Below are 20,567 nucleotides of genomic sequence, written 5' to 3' on the forward strand. Positions count from 1 at the left end.
CATCCTTTCCCACCGGGCGGAGAGATTGCTTTTCAGAACTCGGCGACCTTGCCCCAGGCACCCGTTTTCAGCCGCTCCGGCCTGTATGGACGCGGGTCGACGATCGGTGCAGTACCAGTAATGATGTCCGCGATCAGGTGCCCTGCGCCGGGACCAATCCCGAAACCGTGTCCGCTGAACCCGGCCGCAAGGATAAAGCCCGGAATCGCCCCCACCTCACCGATGGCGGGAACGCCATCCGGTGTGCTGTCAATATAGCCGGCCCAGACATTGGAGATTGCGACGCGACGGAGTTCAGGCAGCAATTCGCAAGCTCTTTTATGTGTCAGCCGAATCTGCCGCATGTCGGGACGGGGATTAAGTGTCCGGTTCAGCTCCATCGGGGTCGTCTCATCGAGCGCCCACTTCGCCAAGGATTCATGACCTTGGCGCATGCCCTCGAATGCTCCAGGGGCGAGACTGCGCCAGCGGCGAGCAAACATCGGCACGAATTCGCGGGCGAACCTGAATTGCTGCGGCGTTGGATCGACTCGCGCGCGCCCGCTTATCGCCAGCGTGTACCCGCCGCTGCTACGCCGCGTGAGCGACACGACTGCAGTGTGCAGGGCGTCGGGCAGACCCGCCGCGCCAGGAGCCACGGCGAGAATGGACTGGCGCACGGACGCCTGTGGGAAGCGAATGCCGAGCTGGTTGCAGAACGAAGAGGCCCAGGCCCCTCCTGCCATGACCACCGTGTTGGTCCGGATTGTGCCCATTTCGGTCACTACGCCGTTCACCCGGCCGGCACGGAGCTCTATGCCGCGAGCGGCGCAGTGCTGGTGCACCGTGCCGCCCGCCGTCATCATCGCACGCGCGACCACGGGCACAGCCTTCGAAGGGTCTGCCGTTCCGTCGGTTGGAGAGGAGACGCCGCCTTTCCATTTGCGGCCCGTCGCTTTGCCTCTCTCGCTAGCTTCGTTCGTGCTCAACATGTGTGTCGTAACGCCGACCGTCTTTGCAAAATCGCGCCATTTCGCCCAGCAGGTCAGCTCATTCTCGTCATTCGACAGATAGAGAAGCCCGCAGCGGCGGAAGCCCGTGTCTTCCCCGGTCTCCTGTGCTACTCTCTCCCAAAGATCGAGACTCTTGGTGGCGATCGGTAGCTCGCGTGCGTCGCGATTCTGTTGACGGCACCATCCCCAATTGCGACTGGACTGCTCGGCGGCGACACGCCCCTTCTCTAGCAAGGCGACCTTAACGCCGCGGCGGGCGAGATAGTAAGCCGTGAACACGCCCACCACGCCGCCGCCAATGACGACGACGTCAGCCTCTTGAGGCAGAGACGGGCTTGATTCAATATGGATGAGCGGCGCACTCATGAAGCGAGGACTCCCGGCGTTTGACCTATCGTAGCTGAGCATTCGCGGCAGGTGCTCTGCGGGAATTTGTGATTAGACGGAATATTCTGCGGTTTGCCGACTACTGTTCAAGCTATTATTGCGAGAACACGTTGCTCGCGCCCACCTCATTCGCCAAAGCACCAGGGCATCAGGCGTTGAGCGCGTGCAGCCGTGCCGTGCACAAGGCAGGCCGCCTGAGAGTTCTCTCGTCGCGGCGCAGACTGAAATGCCAGATGGCACTTCGTTTTCAGAACTTCCTGCTGCCCATACGGCGCGTTTCGGCGACTCTGGGGTGATTGAAGCAGTCAAACTCGCGAATGCCGGGTCAATGTCGATCAGTGGCAGAAGTTCTAAAGGGACGCTGGATGAGCCTTGTCCAGGAACAGACCTCCACAAGAGCAATCAAGCTGGATGGGACTGTTAGCTCCACGAACTTCGATTCAGTGATCGAGTTGGCCGCTCGTCCGATGTTTTGGCTTGAGCGACAGCTTTTTCCTGTCGAGCACCAAGCTTTGAATCATGTCGCACTCTCCGAACAGGGAATGGCAAAATGAGCGGCGAATTTTCGACCTGTCCGATCGTCGCGGCGGCAACAATGGCCGAAGAGCCAATCCGCAGCAGAATGACCCAACGCCGTTGAAAGGGGAGACTGTTCAAATGGCCTCTGCCTCTCAGGCTGTAGCTTCGGAAGATGTGGCACTCTCGGTGCGCGACCTGACCGTGAGCCTGCCGGCCGGGATGGAGCGGGCTCACGCCGTCGAGAACGTCTCCTTTGATCTGAAGCGGGGTCAGATACTGTGCATCATTGGAGAGTCCGGATCGGGCAAGTCGGTCACAGCCAATGCGATCATGGGGCTTCTGCCCAAGGCGATACGTGTTGCCTCGGGTTCGATCGACCTGAATGGGACCGACATCGTAGCCATCTCGCCCGATAAGCTCCGCAACCTTCGCGGCCGCGTCGTCTCGATGATCTTTCAAGATCCGCTCTCAGCGCTCAATCCGCTGATGACCGTGGGCGCGCAGATCGAGGAAGTGATGGCAGCGCACGACGTTGGGACCGCGAAATCCCGTCGCAGCCGCGCCATAGACTTGTTGGTTGAGGTCGGCCTTCCCGATCCGCAACTCATGTATCACCAGTATCCATTCCGGCTTTCGGGCGGGCAACGGCAGCGGGTGATGATCGCCATGGCTCTGGCTCTTGAGCCCGCGATCCTGATTGCCGACGAGCCGACGACCGCCCTCGACGTGACGACGCAGGCGCAGATCCTCAAACTGATCCGCGACATTCAGCGCCGCAAGGGAATGAGCGTGATGTTTATCACCCATGACTTTGGAGTCGTGGCGGAGATTGCCGATTCCGTTGTGGTGATGGAGAAGGGTCATTGCGTGGAGCAAGGCAGTGCCGAGCAGGTGCTCAAGTCGCCCAGTCACCTCTATACGCGCCGCCTGATCGCGGCCGTGCCGCACCTGACCGGCAAGGACCGCAATCCCTTGGAAGCCGCCGGCAGGGCGTCAATCCTGAAGGTCGAGTGTCTGGTCAAGACCTATCGTAGCGGCAGTGCGCTTTTCCGTACGCAGCGCATCGTGCCTGCGGTCAATGGTGTCTCGTTCGATCTCACGCAGGGCCGCACGCTAGGCGTTGTCGGAGAAAGCGGTTCGGGCAAATCGTCGCTCGGGCGGCTGCTGATCAAGCTCATGGAGAGCGACGGTGGCTCGATTTTCTTCGAAGGCCGCGACGTCGCCCGGCTTACCGAGGCCGAGTTTAGGCCGCTAAGGCCAAAAATCCAGATGATCTTCCAGGATCCTTTTGCGTCGCTCAACCCGCGCTCGACGGTCGGGCAAATTCTCACAGTCGGGCCGGTCGCGCATGGCGTGCCGCACAGAGAGGCTGGTGAGCGGGCGCGGGAGCTTCTGTCCCATGTCGGCCTGGATTCAGGCGCCTTCGACCGCTATCCGCACGAATTTTCCGGCGGTCAGCGCCAGCGCGTCGGCATCGCCCGTGCGCTGATGTTCAAACCACAACTGCTGATCGCCGACGAAGCCGTCTCCGCGCTTGATGTCTCGATCCAGGCCCAAATCCTGAAGCTGCTGGATCAGATTCAGCGGGAGACCGGCGTCTCGATGATCTTCATCACGCATGATTTGCGCGTTGCCAGCCAGATTTGCGATGAGATCGCCGTCATGCATCGAGGACAGATCATCGAACGCGGACCGCCGTCGCAGATCTTCCTGGACCCGAAATCCGCCTACACGCGCGAGCTCGTCGCTGCCATCCCCGGCGAGCAGCCAAGGGGCGCTCGCGCGCTCGCGGGAGTCAATGAATACCGGCGGGACACAGCCAAGAACGAGGAGAGGTCATGACGGAAGCCTATTTTGACTCGAGCTATTCACGGCGCAATGCACTTCGATTGATGGTGGCCGGGGCTGCCGGCCTCGCTGCACCAGGCCTGTTGGGTACGCCCGCCTTCGCTCAGAAGGCCCCCGCCAAACCGAGCGGTCGCATCGTCGTCGGACTTGGACAAGAGCCGACCGTCTTCAATCCGCTGATGGCGCACATTGAAGTCGATGATGGTGTGCATTTCTCGGTTTTCGACGCGCTCTTCCGGATCGACCCAAAGGGTGAGATTGAGCCCAACCTTGCCGTCGAAGTACCGAACCAGAAGAACGGCGGCATTTCGGAGGACGGCCTCAAATGGCGCATCCGTCTGCGTGACGGTGTGCGCTGGCACGACGGCAAACCCTTCACGGCCGAGGATGTGAAATTCACCCTCGAACTGATCACCAATCCCGCCTTCCGGAGTTGGCGCACAGCTGGCCATGCCCTCGTGCGCGACATCACGGTGATCTCGCCCACGGAGATCTCGTGGCGAATGGAACAGGTTTTTGCGCCTTATCTTTCGTTCCTGACCGAAACCTTCATCGTGCCCAAGCACATCCTCGAGAAGGAGGCCAATCCAAACAACGCCGCCTTCAACCAGGCGCCGGTCGGCACCGGCGCATTCAAATGGGGTAAGCGGGTTGCAGGCGATCATCTCGAACTCGTGGCTAACCCCGAATATTTCGGAGAAGGCCCACACATCGAGAAGCTGATCTTCAAATACATTCCCGATCTCACCGTCCTCTACACTCAGTTCAAGAGCGGTGATGTGGACCTGATGGGGCAGCCGTACATCACAGCTGATCATTACGAGGAAGCCAAGGCGCTGGCGAACCGAGTGGTGACACTGGTCCCAAAGGCTTCATTCGAGTCCTTTTACCTGAATTTGGAGCGTCCACAGTTCAAGGAACTTGCAGTCCGTGAGGCGCTCTACGCAGCCATCGACAAGGAATCGATCATCCAGGGGCTCTATTACGGCGTGCCGACTCCGACGGAGACCTTCATGCCGAGGCAGTCCACCTACTATAACTCCAATCTTCCGGCACACGCATACAATCTGGACCGCGCGCGCCAGATCCTCGACCAAGCCGGCTGGGCGCCCGGGCGGGATGGCGTTCGTGCCAAAAGCGGCGTCCGTCTGTCCTTTGCCAGCTCGACCACGTCAGGCGATCCGCTTCGCGAGCAGGTGCAGCAGTTCTTGCAGCAGACATTTGCTCAGTTGGGCGTCGAGATGAAGATATCGAACTTGCCCGCCGCGGTGATGTGGGGCGAGTTCTGGCAGCAATCGCAATTCGATTCCGTGATCGTCGGCAGCACGTATCTGATCGGCGCCGACCCGGACGTGACCAATCGCTTGCACTCGCGTGCGATTGCAGCGAAGGGCGGGCGTGGTTCGAATAATGCGCAGTATTCAAATCCAGAGGTCGATGCCTTGCTCGACCAAGGCGCTCGCAGCTTCGATCCGGACGCGCGGCGCTCGATCTACCGTCGCGTACAAGAGCTCGTTCGCCGCGACCTGCCCTTCTTGCCGCTGTACCAGACCAATTCGGTCCAGGGTAACAAGAAGGGCATTTCCGGCGTCGTGCCGAACGTCAACACGCGCACCGAATCCTGGAACGCGCTGGCTTGGTCTTGGGCGAGTTGACGTATCGCCGCCCGAGGCCCGTATAGGCGCAGGGCGGCGCCTAGGCGCTGTCAAGCTAACATGGAGACTCGAATGCCCGGGTTCCTGCTTAATCGCTTTTCGCAGAGCATCGTGCTGTTGGTGATCGTCTCGATCATTGGCTTCACGGTGCTCAACTTCATGCCGGGCGGTCCTCTCGCGCAGTTCGGGCTGGATCCCGGCATGACCCAGAAGGACATTGAGCGACTGGCAGAGCAGCTCGGGCTGAACCGGCCGTTGTGGATTCAGTATTTTGATTGGGCCTGGCGGTTGGTTCAGGGCGACTGGGGTCACTCTTTCCGCGACGGAACGCCGGTGCTGGCGGTGATTGGGCGTCACCTCTTCGCTACGCTGCTGCTGATGGGGACGTCCACGGCACTGGCCATCGCCCTTGGTTCCTGGATCGGGATCCGCGGTGCCACCCACCGCTATTCCCTGTTCGATTATTGCGCGACGATTGGCGCCATGGTCGCGCTGTCGGTCCCGACCTTCTGGTTCGGCCTCGTCGGCATCTATATCTTCACGTTGAAGCTCGGTTGGGTGCCTGCAGGGAACATGTACACGATCGGCGACGGATCGGTGCTGGACTACTTGCATCACCTGATCTTGCCAAGCTTGGTGCTGTCGCTGGTCCATGTCGCGGTCTGGAGCCGCTACATGCGCACCGCGACCCTTGATGCGCTGAGCCAGGATTTCGTCAAGACGGCTCGTGCCAAGGGCCTAAGTGAGCGCCGCATCCTGCTGAAGCATGTCGTCGGCAATGCGCTGTTGCCGATGATCACCCTGGCTGGGGTGCAGTTGCCGAGCATTCTGACCGGCGCGTTGGTCACTGAGACCATCTTTACCTGGCCGGGAATGGGGCGGCTGTTTCTCGACAGCCTCGGCTACAGTGACTATCCGATGGTCATGGGGCTGTTGATATTCTCAGCCATCCTTGTCGTGCTGGGCAATCTCGTCGCAGACATCCTTGTCGCACTCGTCGATCCGCGCATTCGTCTCAGCTGAAGACGCAGGTTCGTGCCGTCAACAGGAGTCCCCCGTTATGACTGATATCTCCGCCCACCTCCCTCCAATTCGCTGGTGGCACAGCCGCGGGGTGCGCCGGTTCATGCGACACCATCTGGCGCTGCTCGGGTTCGCGATGATCGCCCTGCTCGTGTTGGCGTGCGTCGTGGGCCCCTACGCCTTGCCTTACGATTCGCTCTATATAGATCTGCGCGCCCGCTTTGCTCCTCCCTTGAGCGGTCATCATTATTTCGGCACCGACCCGTTGGGGCGAGACTTGGCCGTGCGACTCTTGATGGCCGGGCGTGTCTCGCTACTGGTGGGATTCTCCGCGATGTTGTTGTCAACGCTGATCGGAACGCTCGTCGGCGTGACCGCAGGCTATCGCGGGGGCTGGATCGGAGCCGCGCTGATGCGCACGGTGGATGGCTTTCTTTCCTTCCCCTCGATTTTCCTCGTGCTGGCGTTGGCCGCGACGCTCCGGCCCAGCCCGATGATGATCACTGTCATCATTGCTGTCACGAGCTGGATGGAGGTTGCCAGGATCGTCGAAGCCGAGGTCCGTTCGCTGCGCGAGCGCGAGTTTGTCCAGGCCGCGCGCATGGTCGGTCTGAGCGGCAGGCACATCATGCTTCGCGAAATTCTGCCCAATGCCACGGGTCCGATCATCGTGGCCGCAAGCCTCACCGTCGCCCGTGCGATTCTTCTGGAGGCCTATATCAGTTTCCTTGGTTACGGCATCCAACCACCGCTGCCCAGCTGGGGCAATCTGCTGAACGGCGCCCAGCAATATCTGGCCAGCGCTCCCTGGCTTGCCATCATTCCAGGCGCTGCGATTACGATCGCAGTGACCAGCTTCAACTTCATCGGCGACGGGCTGCGCGATGCGCTTGACGTTAGAGATGACCACATTTGACGGCTTGAGCCCAGGTGGCAGGCAGCGGACAGCGTTGAAGGCTATCCAGCAGAACCTCTTGATAGCGTAGACGTCGCAAGCATCGCGTTGGCTGATCAGAATCCGTCTTGTCAGTAATCCAAGGCCACTTTTAACACACGAGAAGTCAGCGACATGCATGAGCCCAGAGCCGCAGAGAAGGACACGCCCTATTGGTGGGAAGCCGCACCACTTAGGTCGCTGCCTCAACAGACTCTTCCCAAGAAACTTGACGTGCTGATCGTGGGCGCTGGCTATGCCTCTCTTTCGGCCGGGCTGGTGCTGGCGCGCGAGGGACGCTCGGTTGCGGCCTTTGACGCGATGAGTCCGGGCGAGGGAGCCTCGACGCGCAACGGTGGAATAACCAGCGCGAGCATACGGCCGGATTACGCCGCGATCTCCCGACGCTTCGGCGCAGACAAGGCGCTGGCAATCGAGGCGGAAGGCAAGATCGCCCGCGAGTTCCTTTACGATTTCATCAAGACCGAGGGGCTTGCCTGCGATTTCCAGCTGGTCGGGCAGTTCAAGGGCGCGTTTGGATATGAGCAGTACGACACGATGGCGCGTAGCGCGGAAGTATTAGCGAAGAGGCTGCGGATCGAGTCTCACGCCGTACCTTATGCCGAGCAGCACAGCTACATCGGCACCGATGTCTACCGGGGTGGAACAGTCCGGATGGATATCGGAGGGCTACAACCGGCGAAGTTTCACGCTGAACTGCTTCGCGTGGCGCTCGCTTCGGGCGTCGCGGTTCATGCGGATACGCCCGTCATCTCCATCGAGAGAGATGGTTCCGGATTCCGGATCGTGACCTCGGCCGGTTCGGTGCAGGCGCGTCAGGTGCTGGTTTGCACGAATGGCTATACTGATAGCGCCGTTCCCTTCCTGCGCCGCAGGCTGGTCCCGGTTCGCAGCCGGATCATTGCAACCGAGGAGCTCGCACCTGACGTCATGGAGCGGCTGATGCCCAAACGCATGATGATGACCGAGAACCGCCAGGTCGGGTTCTATTACCGCCCATCGCCCGACGGCAAACGTATCCTGTTAGGGGGCGCGACAGCTCTCGTGTCGGTAACCCGGTGGCTCCAAAGCTCCTGCTGCGCAAGGGGTTGGTGAACCTTTTCCCCGAACTCGAGAATGTTCGCCTTTCGCACAGCTGGTTCGGCAATGTGGCGATGAATCGCGACATGCTCCCGCGCATCTTCGAAGAGGACGGTGTGGTTTATGCCACTGGCTTCTGCGGTTCAGGCGTCGTCTGGGCGCCTTGGATCGGGATGCACGCGGCCCACAAGCTGATCGGAAACCACGAACGGGCGCGCACCGCCTTTGACTTCCGTCCGCCGGACTCCATCCCGCTCTATCGTGGCGATCCCTGGTTCATGCCCGCCATGATCTGGGGATATCGGATGCAGGATCGTTTTGCGCTGTGGCGCGACCGCCGCTGACGGCTGGAAACTCCATCGGGCATTCCCAAAGGTACAACTCAGGTCATGGAGCTGGCGGCACTGCCGCCTCTCGAAAGAAGAGCATCGATGCACTACGTATCCACGCGCGGACATTCAGGTCGCAGACAGTTCTGCGAAACATTGCTTGAAGGCCTCGCCGAGGATGGCGGGCTGTACGTACCTGAGACCTACCCGCGTGTGGACGCCGCTACATTGGATGCGTGGCGTGCCTTGTCCTATCCCAGCCTGGCCTTCGAGGTCCTGTCGCTCTACGTCAGCGATATTCCGCCCGCTGACCTGAAGGCAATCTGCGAAAAGACCTACACGCCCGAGATCTTTGGAACCTCGAACATCGTTCCGCTTCGAAAGCTGGAGACGCGGCTTTACCTCCAGGAATTGTCGAACGGTCCTACGCTGGCGTTCAAGGACGTGGCCATGCAGTTGCTCGGCAATCTGCTCGAGTACGAACTGGCACGCCGGCACGACGAATTGAACATTCTTGGGTCGACCAGTGGCGACACCGGGAGCGCTGCGGAATACGCAATGCGCGGCAAGAAAGGGGTGCGGGTCTTCATGATGTCGCCCCTCGGACGGATGAGCTCCTTTCAGCAAGCTCAGATGTTCAGCCTGCAGGACGACAACATCCACAACATCGCCATAGATGGCGTGTTCGACGACTGCCAAGACATCGTCAAATGTGTGTCCAGCGATCTGGAATTCAAACGACGATATAAGATAGGTGCAGTGAATTCGATCAACTGGGCCCGACTGGTCGCGCAGGTCGTCTATTACTTCTCCGGCTATTTTCAAGTCTCCGAAGGGAGGTCAGCAGGCGTTGACTTTTCCGTGCCTTCAGGAAACTTCGGAAACATCTGCGCTGGTCATGTTGCGCGCATGATGGGACTTCCAATATCCCGTCTCGTCCTTGCGACCAACGAAAACGACGTGCTCGACGAGTTTTTCCGCAGCGGCATTTATCGCGTCAGAAGCCGAGCTGACACGCTTGAAACATCGAGTCCTTCCATGGACATCTCCAAGGCGTCAAATCTCGAACGTTTCGTGTTCGACTTGCTCGGTCGCGACGCCCGTCGGACGAAATCGCTGTTTGAGAACCAACTTCGGGAATGCGGTTCGTTTGACCTCAGCGGTGATCCCAGCTTCGTAACGGCGGCGGCGCGTTTCGGATTCCGCAGCGGCAGGAGCACCCATGCCGATCGACTGGCGACGATCCGTGACACGTGGGATCGCTACCACACAATGATCGATCCTCACACTGCGGATGGTGTGACGGTCGGGCGCATGCATGTGAGCCCCGAGGCGCCGATGCTTGTGCTCGAAACTGCACAGCCAATCAAATTCGCTACGACGATCAAGGAAGCGTTAGGCCGGCAACCAGATCGTCCGCAACGGTTCGATGGACTAGAAGGGCTGCCGAGGCGAGTCAAAGTCCTTCCCCCGGATGCACAAGCTGTAAAGAACTACATTGCGGACATCACGCAGGGTGCAACCTGTTGAAGGGTCGATTCCGGATCGAGGAGTGTTTCAGCCGTGGCTGTATTTACGGTGCTGTCACCCGACGAGGTCGCAGCGTTCGTTCAAGCGCGCTATCGGAGCGATCCGCGGTTGATGCCCGGTATCGTTCCGGGCCATCGGATGCCGGAACGGGATCGCGCTGCGGCGTGGCGAGACACTGACAGCACATCGTCCCTTCTATCGGATCATCAATGCAATTCCCTGCCGAACTCTGCGTCAGTCTGATCGCGTAATGCTGTCGCAGCCGAGATACGCTGCGATTCGCGGGAACATCGTCAGATGGACCTCGCCGTGTCAGGCACTGACGATTAGTCCGCTAACCCAAGCATGAGACGTCGACGCATCATGGCAACCGAAGCTACCCAAGCCGGAGAACGCGAGATTGAAGACGTGGCCCTGATCGCTTTCGCGAGAGCGCATCTGAAAGGTGCCTTGAAGCTCTCGCAGGAGATGTCTTGGCCGTATCTGCTCAAGGATTGGGAATTTGCGCTGCAGCTTGGCCGCGGTTTCGTGGTGACGAGTGCGGGTGCTGTGGTGGGGACCGCGCTGTGGTGGCCTTACGGCGACACCCATGCTTCCGCCGGAATGGTCATCGTCTCGAAAGCCGTTCAGGGACGGGGGTACGGGGCCCGGCTGATGGACGCGCTGCTCGCGGCGGCACGACCACGAATCGTCACGCTGAATTCGACCGCCGAAGGCCTTGCGCTTTACGCACGCCGCGGCTTCGCCAGCATCGGCATGCTGCACCAGCATCATGGCGTTCCTGGCCAGGGCCGCGACATGCCGCCGGTCGGAAACGTCAGAGCGATGGTTCCGTCCGACTTCGAGGCCATAGTCGGTCTCGATCACGAGGCCACCGGCTGGATGAGGCGCGAGATGCTGAACCGGCTGATCGAGGTCGGTTGCGGCTATGTCCTGCTGCGTGACGGCATACCCCGCGGCTACGCCATTTCCCGTCTCTTCGGCCGCGGGCATGTCATCGGCCCTGTGATCGCCGAAAGCCCGACCGATGCGCGCGCATTGATCGGGGCCGCGCTCGCGCCCCTCGGGAGTGTTTTCGTCCGGATCGACACCTCGGCCTCCTCGCAACTCGGTGACTGGCTTGGAAACATCGGCCTGCAGAAGGTCAGCGACGCCACCACCATGGTCTTGGGGACGCAGATGCCATGGACCGGGCCGGCGCGCACGTTCGCGGTCGCCAACCAGTCGTTCGGCTAGGAGACCTTGAGATGCAACGCCCCGATATGCGCCGGACGGATAGCCAGAACGCCGCGCCACGCGAGATAACCGCGACGGTCGGCGCACTGGCGACGCCGGCCCTCCTGCTCGACAAAGACCGGCTGGATCGCAATCTCGCCCGTCTGTCCTCTCGTATGGCCGCGGCTGGCGTCGTGCTGCGCCCCCATATGAAAACCGCGAAATCCATCGAGGTTGCCCGGCGCGCCTATCCCTCCGGGCCGGGGCCGATCACGGTCTCCACCTTGGCGGAGGCTGAGTACTTCGCGCAGTACGGTTTCCGGGACGTGACATATGCCGTCGGCGTGGCACCGCACACCGCTGAAAGGGCGATGCGTCTCCGCAAAGCCGGCGTTGACCTTAAGGTGCTGCTCGATTCGCCTGAACAGGCGGCGATGTTGGGCACGGCAGCGCGTGCCGCCGGCGTGACGCCCTCCGCCTTCATCGAGATCGACTGCGACGGCCATCGCGGCGGGCTGACCGCCACCGATCCCAAGCTCATCGCCGTCGCGGCGGCCCTGGCCGAGGCCGGCGTCACGCTCGCCGGCATTCTCACCCATGCCGGCGAATCCTACAGCCTTTGCTCGTCCGATGCCCTCGTCGCGGCCGCAGAGAACGAAAGGGCCGTGGCCGTGGCGGCCGCGGAGACATTGCGGGCGGCGGGGCATGAATGCCCGGTCGTAAGTGTCGGTTCGACGCCGACCGCCCATTTCGCCGAAGGCCTGACCGGCGTCACGGAGATGCGGGCCGGCGTCTACATGTTCTTCGATCTGGTGATGCACGGCGTCGGTGTCTGCACGACCGACGACATCGCGATCTCGGTTCTCGCCACCGTCATCGGCACGAAGCCGGAGAAGGGATGGATTTTGGTCGATGCGGGCTGGATGGCACTGTCACGTGATCGCGGTACCGTGGCGCAGCGGGTCGACCAAGGTTACGGTCTCGTCTGCGATCTGTCCGGCCAACTCTATCCGAATCTGATCGTCGCGCAGGCGAGCCAGGAGCACGGCATCCTCGCCATAAGGTCCAGATCGGCTGCAGCCCTCCCGCATATCCCGATCGGCGCGAAGGTCAGGATTCTGCCCAATCATGCCTGCGCGACGGCGTCACAGCACGAACTTTACAATGTCATCTCGGCGGGAAGTGACGCAATCGAAGCTCAGTGGCCGCGGATGCGCGGCTGGTAGATCTGAAACAGAATCGGGCGGCGATTTGCGCATGCCCAGCTTCCGCTGGTCGGCGCCTATTACCGGATCAAGGATCGCTTCCAATGACCTCGGCCGTTCGATACCTGACGGAAGCCGGCTTCCTCGGCAAATTTTACATCGACGGAGAATGGCGGAAGCCGACCGGGTTGGCGACGGCGATCGTCGTCAATCCGGCGATCGAGCAGCCGGTCGCAGAAATCGCGCTCGGCGATGATGAGGATGTAGACTGCGCGGTCGCAGCCGCGAGAAAAGCCTTTACCGGCTGGTCCCGTAAGCCGGCTGCCGAGCGGGCGGCGCTGCTCGACCGGGTTCACGGTTTGCTTCTCGATAGGCTGGAGCTGTTTGCGCAGGCCATCACGTGCGAGATGGGGGCCGCCATCACTTACGCGCGCCGCGCCCAGGTGCCGCTCGCTGCCGAACATATCCGCGTCGCGCGTGACAATCTCGCGACCTATCCGTTCATCGCCGCGCGCGGCAGCACCGCGATTATGCGCGAGGCAATCGGCGTCTGTGGTCTCATCACCCCCTGGAATTGGCCCCTCTACCAGATTACGGCCAAGGTCGCTCCGGCGCTGGCAGCTGGCTGCACGGTGGTGTTGAAGCCGAGCGAACTTTCGCCGCTGAGTGCCCTGTTGTTCGCCAAGGTGATGGACGATGCCGACTGTCCGCCCGGCGTCTTCAACCTCGTCAACGGGGCAGGTCCAGTCGTGGGGACCGGTCTGGCGTCGCATCCGCAAGTCGACATGATCTCGATCACCGGCTCGACGCGGGCAGGCGTTCTCGTCGCGCAAGCAGCGGCGCCCACCGTCAAGCGCGTCGCACAGGAGCTCGGCGGCAAGTCACCGAACATCATCTTGCCGGATGCGGATTTGAGCCGGGCTGTTCCGCTCGGTGTCGCCGCCGCCTTCCGCAATCTCGGCCAATCCTGCAGCGCACCGACGCGTATGCTTGTGTCCCGCTCACAGATGGCAAAGGTCGAGATCCTGGCGGCGGCGGCCGCTTCTGAATTGGTGGTCGGCGATCCGCTTGCGGAAAGCACGACCCATGGTCCGATCGCCAACCCGCCGCAGTTCGAGCGTATCCAGGCCATGATCGGCATCGGCCTGGAGGAAGGCGCCAAGCTTGTCATTGGCGGGCCGGGGCGGCCCAACGACCTTCAGGTCGGCCTCTATGCGCAGCCGACCATCTTCTCGAACGTCAATCGCGACATGAGAATTGCGCAGGAGGAGATATTCGGCCCGGTGCTGTCGATCATTCCCTACGATAAGGTCGACGGGGCGGTCGAGATCGCCAACGATACCGTCTACGGCCTCGGCGCGCATGTGCAGGGCACGGATATTGAAACGATGCAGGCGGTCGCCGGGCAGATCCGGTCTGGTCAAGTTCATCTCAACTATCCCGACTGGGACCCGAACGCACCTTTTGGCGGATACAAGCGTTCCGGAAACGGCAGGGAATACGGCCGCGAGGGCATGGAAGAATATCTCGAGACCAAGGCCGTTCTCGGATTCTATCGATGAAATTCATCTCGGAAAGCGAATCGGCTTCCGCTGACGCGAAAGTGTTTCCGGCGGTGATCGCACACGCGTCGGATCGCAGAACACCTTCTCAAGTCGGGTTCAACGCCTGATAGCGCCGAGCCCTTGAGGAGCGCGAAGTTGAATCATTAGATCAGATTGCACTGTTCCTGCAGCCATGAAGCAAGATAGTTCGCTTTCCCAGACAGTTCAGTTTCTCCCGCCCAGATGAGGCCATAGTGGCTTTCGTCCGGATCGAAACCGGCAGGTGCGATGAGCCGCCCTCTATCTACGTCGTCCGTTGCAAGGACCCGCGGGCTGAGGGCAACGCCCAATCCCGCCAATGCTGCTTCGACGATGAGGAAGTGGTGATCGTAGAAGCGTATCTCCGCGGGGCGCCGCACCGACGGGTGGGTGGAAAGCCATCGCGACCAAGCGTCCGCCCGAGTCTTCGAACCTAGGGCGATGTAGTTTCCTGAGGCAAACACCGCTGCGAGCTGAGGGCTCATGACCGGTCCTACCCTTTCAGGAAAAAGGCGCCGGACGTGCCACGCCTCTGGGAGCGCAAAGTCGAGCCGACGTATAGCCATATCGATCCGATCGCGGCGAAACTCGACGGGGCCGCCGGCGACTGACAGATGTAGAGCGATGTCGGGATGGACGGCCTGAAAGCTTGCAAGCCGTGGAATAAGCCAGCGCATAGCGACTGAAGGCTCGCATGAGAGAACGAGGGAGTTCTGCTGTGCGTTGGCAGCACGCAAGCTCTCAACGGTTGTCGCCAGCTCGGTGAAGAAACGGCCGAGTGTGAGGTTGAGCACTTCTCCAGAGGCAGTGAGACTCAAGCCACGTCCGCATTTTTCGAAGAGATTGAAGCCAAGGTCTTCCGACAGTTTGGTGATACGGCGACTCACAGCCCCATGGGTCAAGGCAAGGCTGTTCGCGGCAAGCCGAACCGACCCCAGCCGCGCAGCGGTCTCGAACGCACGCAAGTCGTCCAATGAAGGTATTTCTGATCGCCTCATTGGTGATCTCATATCACCAATGTAGCGCAAAAAATATCGCTTTTTATGTTGAATTTGCTTAGCATAATTGATCCATGCGAACCAATGGCGAATACACAATCGGTATCCTAGCCGACGACCTGACCAGCGCCGCCGATGGGGCCGGTCCGTTTGTCGAGCGCGGTTTGCAAGCCGTTGTCGGCCGGTGCCGGCTGCCGCACCAGGAGGCCACGATTGTCGCCGTTGATAGCGGATCTAGATCAGTGCCGGCTTCGCAAGCGGCGCGGCGGCAGTCAGAACTTGCCCAGCAGCTCGCTTCGCGGGTTGTCCTCTACAAGACCGTCGACTCGACTCTTCGCGGGCATGTGACGGCCGAGATGGAAGCGGCCTTCACCGTAAGCGGCCGCAAGATGCTGGTCTTTGCACCTGCGTTCCCTGGCGCTGGGCGTACAACCGTCGACGGCGTTCAGCTTGTGGACGGCATTCCTGTAACGGAGACCGAATACGGTCGCGACCCCGTCCATCCGGCGCGACATTCTCGGCTGGCTGAGGTCGTTCCGGCCTCCATCGGAAGGGTCGTCATCCTTGATGCTGCGACACAGGCCGATCTCGACAAACAAGTTGCGGCCCTGCCGGATCCGGAGTCGATCCTATGGGTGGGCTCTCCGGGCATGGCCCTTGCCCTGGCGAAGCGTCTTGCGCCGCTTGCGGTTGCGTCGGACGTGACCGCCGCGGTTAGTGGCGACATTCTTGTTGCGATCGGCAGCGCCAATCCGCGCAGCCATCGTCAGGCCGGCTGCATCGCAATGGAGCCTGGAATCGCTCTGCTGCAGGCTCCGATCGAACGGATGAATGATCCCGGATCCGTCCTGCGCGACATTGCTCAAAATGCGGCTCGACGGGTGGCCGACAAGCGTTTCGATATGGTGATCGCCACAGGCGGGGACACCATGGAGGCGATCCTGGATGGCCTGGACATTTGTGAGTTCGAGATCCTGCAAGAGCTGGAGCCAGGCTTTCCGCTTGGCCGCACGTCCCTCGGAGATGGACGAGAGCTGCTGATCGCCATGAAGGCAGGCGGCTTTGGGCGACGACGATACGCTGCGTCGTGCGATCACGCAGCTCCGCCTTGGCACCTCGGTATTAGAACTGGTTGTATCATGACCCAATCCGCTCCCCTCGCCATCACAATGGGCGATGCCTCCGGCATCGGCCCGGAGATCGTGGCGAAGACATTGGCCAAGGCCGGCGAAGGCGCGGTTGTATTCGGCAGCTACGCCGTGATGGAGAATATCGTCCATCGTTTGGGTCTCGAGCTGACGGTCAGGCGTATCGCCGGACCTGAAGAGGCGCGCTCTGAGCCGCGGTCCATCGAAGTTGTCGAGGCGACGCAAATCATCGCGCCGCCTCCGCTCGGGAGCGTCAGCGCCATGTCCGGCCAAGCTTCCTTCGATGCCGTCGTCGCCGCCGTCGCGGCAGCCAAGGCCGGCAAGGTCAGCGGCATCGTCACCGCACCGATCAACAAGGAAGCGATGGCAAGCGCGGGCATTCGCTATCCCGGGCACACCGAAATCCTCGCCGACTATGGTGGTGCGGAGCGCGTTGCGATGATGCTGGCCAACGATGATATCCGCACGGTTCTCGTCACCATCCACATGTCGCTGCGCAAAGCCATCGACCAAGCGGATTTCGATGCCCAGATGTCGGCGATCCGGCTCGCAAATGAGGGCGGCAAGGCCCTCGGGATCGCGGCGCCGCGCATTGCAGTGGCAGGGCTCAACCCCCATGCCGGCGAAGGTGGTCTCTTCGGCGACGAAGAAATCCAGATCATCCGGCCTGCGATCGAAGCGGCCCGCGCCGAGGGCATCGACGCCAGTGGCCCCTGGCCCGGGGACACTGTCTACATGCAGGCCCGCAAGGGCCGCTTCGATGTGGTCGTGGCCCAATATCACGATCAGGGCCTGATTCCGGTGAAATATCTCGGCCTCGAAAAGGGTGTGAACATCACGCTCGGCCTGCCGTTCGTCCGTACAAGCCCTGATCACGGCACGGCATTCGACATTGCGGGCCGAGGCATCGCCGACACCGGCAGTCTCGAGACCGCGCTGGCTTACGCGCGAAGGCTCGTCGCCGCGCAAATTAAGACCAAAGAAGGGGTAGTCTAATGGGCCTTCGCTTTATCTTCATGCTCACGCGCAACGATCGCACCGTCGGGGACGCCTCTGAACAACTCAAGACCGCCCTGAGGCTTGGCGTTCGCCACATCGGTTTCAAGGACATCGGCCTGCCGATTGATCGACTCAAAGTTCTCAACCGGGTCATCAAGGCAGACGGCGCCACCTCCTATCTCGAAGTCGTCTCACTCGACCGGCAAAGTGAGATCGTTTCGGCGAAAGCGGCGGTTGAAATCGGCGTCGACGTCTTGCTCGGCGGCACACATGTTGACGACGTGTTGCCGATCCTTGCTGGCACCGGCATTCAATACTGCCCCTTCCCGGGTCGCATCACCGGTCATCCGAGCGTGCTCGAAGGGAGCATCGAGGAGATCGTTGAGAGCGCCCAGGCGCTCGCCGTGCCGGAGGGCGTGTATGGCCTCGACCTGCTCGCCTATCGCTCCAAGGAAGACGTCCCGGCCCTCATCAAGGCGGTGTGCGCGGCGGTGCCCAAGCCCGTCTATGTGGCCGGCTCGATTGATACGCCTGAGCGGATCGCCATCCTGAAGGACGCAGGAGTCGCCGGCTTCACTATCGGCACGGCCGCGTTGGACGGCAAGTATCCGGCCGACGACAAGGACGTCGCTCGCCAGCTTGGGGCCATCATCCGTGACGTGGCCGCTCTGAACCGGCATCTCTCGCCGCTCCACAAGAAGAACCTGGCCAGCTCGTTCGGGCAGCTCAAGGAGACTTGGTCTCCGAAGATCGCGGGTCAGATTAACGACATGCAGATCAAGCTCGCCAAGTTCGCGGGCGAGTTCGCCTGGCGCTTTCACAGGAGCGGTGACGAACTCTTCCTGGTGCACAAAGGCCGCCTGCTGATGAAGTTTCGTGATCGGGACGAGATCATCGAGCAAGGCGAGTTCATCGTGGTCCCGCATGGGGTAGAGCATTGCCCTGTCGCGCTGGACGACGTCTGCGAGGTCGTGCTGCTCGAACCCGGCACATCCATGGATGCCGGCACCGCTCACGACCTCGAAGGCTAGACCGTCTGCCTGCGATCGGAGCAAACGCTTGACGCCGTCGACCGGCCTTCGCCGGTCCGGCCTCGATGACCTCAGGACCTGGGAGCAGGACTCCTCCCGCGCCGACTCGGTGAAGACCGGAGTCTGGGAAGCCACGCCTGGCGAGAACCGCTCGATCAAGGGCGAGACCTTTGAGTACTGCCACATCCTTTCCGGCGTGGTGGAGCTGACCGAGGAAGGCAAGGAGCCTCGCATTTTCCGCGCCGGCGACAGCTTTGTGATGAAACCCGGCTATGTCGGCGTATGGAAGACGATCGAGACAGTGCGGAAGATGACTTCGGGCGCCGAAATGGGCTTTGCCGCCGCGCTGGTGCCTTCTCGACGCTCGTGGTTCAGGACATCACTCGTCCCGGTGTCGCCGAGCCAATCGCGACGGTCTGGGTCCATTTTTCTGGGGCATCGAAAAGCGGTCCAGTCTCCGTGGACAAGCAGGTCGCGCCGCCGTTGCGCCGAACTGGGACGATCGCGCTTGAGCAGCTCGTATCGCTCAAGCGCTCAAAAACCCGAACATCTTGCGAAGTCCTAGATGATTTCAGCACATTCTATCGGGCGCCTGATGCGATGAAGGGTTGATCGGAATTTTGCTTCCGCGTTCTTGGCAGCCGAGGTTCGTTGGAACATGTCGCCCCATGTCGAGCGCATTCACAGCGATGAGCGTCTCCCGGCCGAGGCCGATGTCGTCATAGTCGGCGGCGGTATCCTCGGCGCTACGGCCGCCTATTACCTGGCGAAGCGCGGCCTCTCTGTGGCGCTCCTCGAGAAGGGTCACGTCGCCTGTGAACAATCGAGCCGAAACTGGGGTTGGTGCCGGCAGCAGAACCGCGATCGCCGCGAACTGCCACTCTCGTTGATCTCTATGCGGCTGTGGGACGAGCTCACGCGCGATATCAATCGGGACCTCGGATTTCGGCGCTGCGGACTCGTCTATGCGACCCACGACGAGGCTGTGCTCGCCGGCTGGGAAAGGTGGCGCGAGGTCGCCAGGGAGTACGACGTCGACACCCGCGTGCTGAGCCGGGCGGAGGTGGCCGAGCGCGTCCCCGAAGCGCGCGACAAATGGGTCGGCGGGACCTATTCGGCTCGGGACGGCAAGGCCGAACCTGCGCTCGCCGCGCCGGCTATCGCCGAAGGGGCCAGAATTCTGGGCGCCACGATCCACCAGGGATGCGCCGCGCGGGCGCTCGACTTGGCCAATGGCAAGATTGCAGGCGTGCACACGGAGAAGGGCTATATCAGAACCAGCGCGGTGCTTTGCGCCGCCGGCGCCTGGTCCTCGCGCTTCCTTCGGCCGCTCGGGATCAGTTTTCCCCAAGCGAGCATCCGTCAGACCGCGCTGCGTTCCACCCCGACAATCAACATAGGCGAGGCGGTCTCCACACCCTACTGCACGATCACGCGTCGACTGGACGGCAGCTATACGCTTGCGATCAGCGGCAAGGCGAACCTCGAAATCACGCCCCAGGCTATCCGGTACAGCCGGGAATTCATGCCGCAGTTCTTGCGTCGCCTGAAGAACGTCAGGATTGGCGTCGGCCAATCGTTCGTTTCGGGGCCGGATTCAATGACGGCGCTGCTGACCAACGACGATCGGATCTTCGAACAGAATCGCGTGCTGGATCCTCCGCCCTTGAAATGGCTGGTGAGCCAAGTGGTGGCGAGTGTCCGGAAAACCTTCCCCCAACTCGGCGAAATAAAGCTCGGTAGCGCTTGGGGCGGCTTCGTCGATTGCACGCCGGATGCAGTGCCTGTCGTGTCGAAGGTGGACCGGGTGGAAGGCCTCGTCCTCGCAGCGGGCTGCTCGGGTCACGGCTTCGGTTTGGGCCCGGGCCTTGGCTATCTGGCCGCACAGCTTCTCGTCAACGACACTCCTTGCGTCGATCCCGCACCGTTCCGGCTGTCGCGTCTGACCGATGGCTCGAAGCTGGACATCTCGGCCATCTGAAGATCGAGCCGGAAGTCGGGCCTGACGCGTACCGAGCAACGCCAGGTTTGGAGTACTGCGGATGGTTGCGGACGATTTAGAACGGGCTT

Annotated in this window: 14 protein-coding genes and 3 pseudogenes; 15 read left to right on the forward strand and 2 right to left on the reverse strand. The window is 61.5% G+C overall.

Annotated elements, in window-relative coordinates:
* Positions 1 to 32: 32 nt before the first annotated feature.
* A complete protein-coding gene (locus tag AB3L03_RS20995) occupies positions 33 to 1,358 on the reverse strand; it encodes an FAD-binding oxidoreductase (RefSeq protein WP_204512492.1) in 1,326 nt (441 codons plus the stop codon).
* A gap of 386 nt (positions 1,359 to 1,744) precedes the next feature.
* On the opposite strand from AB3L03_RS20995, the gene AB3L03_RS21000 reads away from it, so the two are divergent.
* The 10 genes and pseudogenes from AB3L03_RS21000 (at position 1,745) to AB3L03_RS21045 (ending at position 14,300) form a co-directional block, all read left to right on the forward strand.
* Complete coding sequence (locus tag AB3L03_RS21000) at positions 1,745 to 1,933, forward strand: hypothetical protein (protein ID WP_018453189.1); 189 nt, start codon at positions 1,745 to 1,747, stop codon at positions 1,931 to 1,933.
* Positions 1,934 to 2,036: 103 nt separating this feature from the next.
* Entirely contained in the window at positions 2,037 to 3,740 is a 1,704-nt protein-coding gene (locus tag AB3L03_RS21005) for an ABC transporter ATP-binding protein (RefSeq protein WP_204512491.1), read from the forward strand.
* Positions 3,737 to 5,401 carry a peptide ABC transporter substrate-binding protein gene (locus tag AB3L03_RS21010; RefSeq protein WP_085350774.1) on the forward strand — a complete coding sequence of 555 codons (1,665 nt, stop codon included), beginning with the start codon at positions 3,737 to 3,739 and terminating at the stop codon, positions 5,399 to 5,401. Before AB3L03_RS21005 ends, AB3L03_RS21010 begins: the two co-directional genes overlap by 4 nt.
* 72 nt (positions 5,402 to 5,473) lie before the next feature.
* On the forward strand, positions 5,474 to 6,424 hold the full coding sequence (locus tag AB3L03_RS21015) for an ABC transporter permease (RefSeq protein ID WP_018453192.1): 951 nt from the start codon (positions 5,474 to 5,476) through the stop codon (positions 6,422 to 6,424).
* Positions 6,425 to 6,461: 37 nt separating this feature from the next.
* The gene (locus AB3L03_RS21020) at positions 6,462 to 7,340 is read left to right on the forward strand and encodes an ABC transporter permease (protein ID WP_026232479.1); all 879 of its coding nucleotides are present in this window, start codon (positions 6,462 to 6,464) and stop codon (positions 7,338 to 7,340) included.
* A gap of 153 nt (positions 7,341 to 7,493) precedes the next feature.
* A pseudogene (locus tag AB3L03_RS21025) lies at positions 7,494 to 8,803 on the forward strand (NAD(P)/FAD-dependent oxidoreductase).
* Positions 8,804 to 8,890: 87 nt separating this feature from the next.
* Positions 8,891 to 10,318 carry a threonine synthase gene (gene thrC / locus AB3L03_RS21030; protein ID WP_204512490.1) on the forward strand — a complete coding sequence of 476 codons (1,428 nt, stop codon included), beginning with the start codon at positions 8,891 to 8,893 and terminating at the stop codon, positions 10,316 to 10,318.
* Positions 10,319 to 10,681: 363 nt separating this feature from the next.
* Positions 10,682 to 11,554 (forward strand): GNAT family N-acetyltransferase, encoded by an 873-nt coding sequence (locus tag AB3L03_RS21035; protein WP_204512489.1) that lies wholly within the window; start codon positions 10,682 to 10,684, stop codon positions 11,552 to 11,554.
* Between the two features lie 11 nt (positions 11,555 to 11,565).
* Complete coding sequence (locus AB3L03_RS21040) at positions 11,566 to 12,759, forward strand: alanine racemase (protein WP_204514008.1); 1,194 nt, start codon at positions 11,566 to 11,568, stop codon at positions 12,757 to 12,759.
* A gap of 83 nt (positions 12,760 to 12,842) precedes the next feature.
* Positions 12,843 to 14,300, forward strand: a complete 1,458-nt coding sequence (locus tag AB3L03_RS21045; RefSeq protein ID WP_368506983.1) for an aldehyde dehydrogenase family protein — start codon at positions 12,843 to 12,845, stop codon at positions 14,298 to 14,300.
* A gap of 146 nt (positions 14,301 to 14,446) precedes the next feature.
* On the opposite strand, the gene AB3L03_RS21050 is transcribed toward AB3L03_RS21045, so the two are convergent.
* Positions 14,447 to 15,418 carry a LysR family transcriptional regulator gene (locus AB3L03_RS21050; protein ID WP_231190213.1) on the reverse strand — a complete coding sequence of 324 codons (972 nt, stop codon included), beginning with the start codon at positions 15,416 to 15,418 and terminating at the stop codon, positions 14,447 to 14,449.
* On the opposite strand from AB3L03_RS21050, the pseudogene AB3L03_RS21055 reads away from it, so the two are divergent.
* The 5 genes and pseudogenes from AB3L03_RS21055 to AB3L03_RS21075 all read left to right on the forward strand — a co-directional run.
* Positions 15,394 to 16,332, forward strand: a pseudogene (locus AB3L03_RS21055) (four-carbon acid sugar kinase family protein); the annotation flags it as partial. The gene AB3L03_RS21050 and the pseudogene AB3L03_RS21055 sit on opposite strands and share 25 nt — an antisense overlap.
* Positions 16,333 to 16,458: 126 nt before the next feature.
* Positions 16,459 to 17,463 (forward strand): 4-hydroxythreonine-4-phosphate dehydrogenase PdxA, encoded by a 1,005-nt coding sequence (gene pdxA / locus AB3L03_RS21060; RefSeq protein ID WP_368509064.1) that lies wholly within the window; start codon positions 16,459 to 16,461, stop codon positions 17,461 to 17,463.
* On the forward strand, positions 17,463 to 18,497 hold the full coding sequence (locus AB3L03_RS21065) for a cupin domain-containing protein (protein WP_368506984.1): 1,035 nt from the start codon (positions 17,463 to 17,465) through the stop codon (positions 18,495 to 18,497). Before pdxA ends, AB3L03_RS21065 begins: the two co-directional genes overlap by 1 nt.
* 73 nt (positions 18,498 to 18,570) lie before the next feature.
* A pseudogene (locus tag AB3L03_RS21070) lies at positions 18,571 to 18,810 on the forward strand (cupin domain-containing protein); the annotation flags it as partial.
* A gap of 345 nt (positions 18,811 to 19,155) precedes the next feature.
* On the forward strand, positions 19,156 to 20,478 hold the full coding sequence (locus AB3L03_RS21075) for an FAD-binding oxidoreductase (RefSeq protein WP_204512486.1): 1,323 nt from the start codon (positions 19,156 to 19,158) through the stop codon (positions 20,476 to 20,478).
* Positions 20,479 to 20,567 lie beyond the last annotated feature (89 nt).

Origin of the sequence: Bradyrhizobium lupini (assembly GCF_040939785.1) — a bacterium.
GTDB lineage: Bacteria > Pseudomonadota > Alphaproteobacteria > Rhizobiales > Xanthobacteraceae > Bradyrhizobium > Bradyrhizobium canariense_D.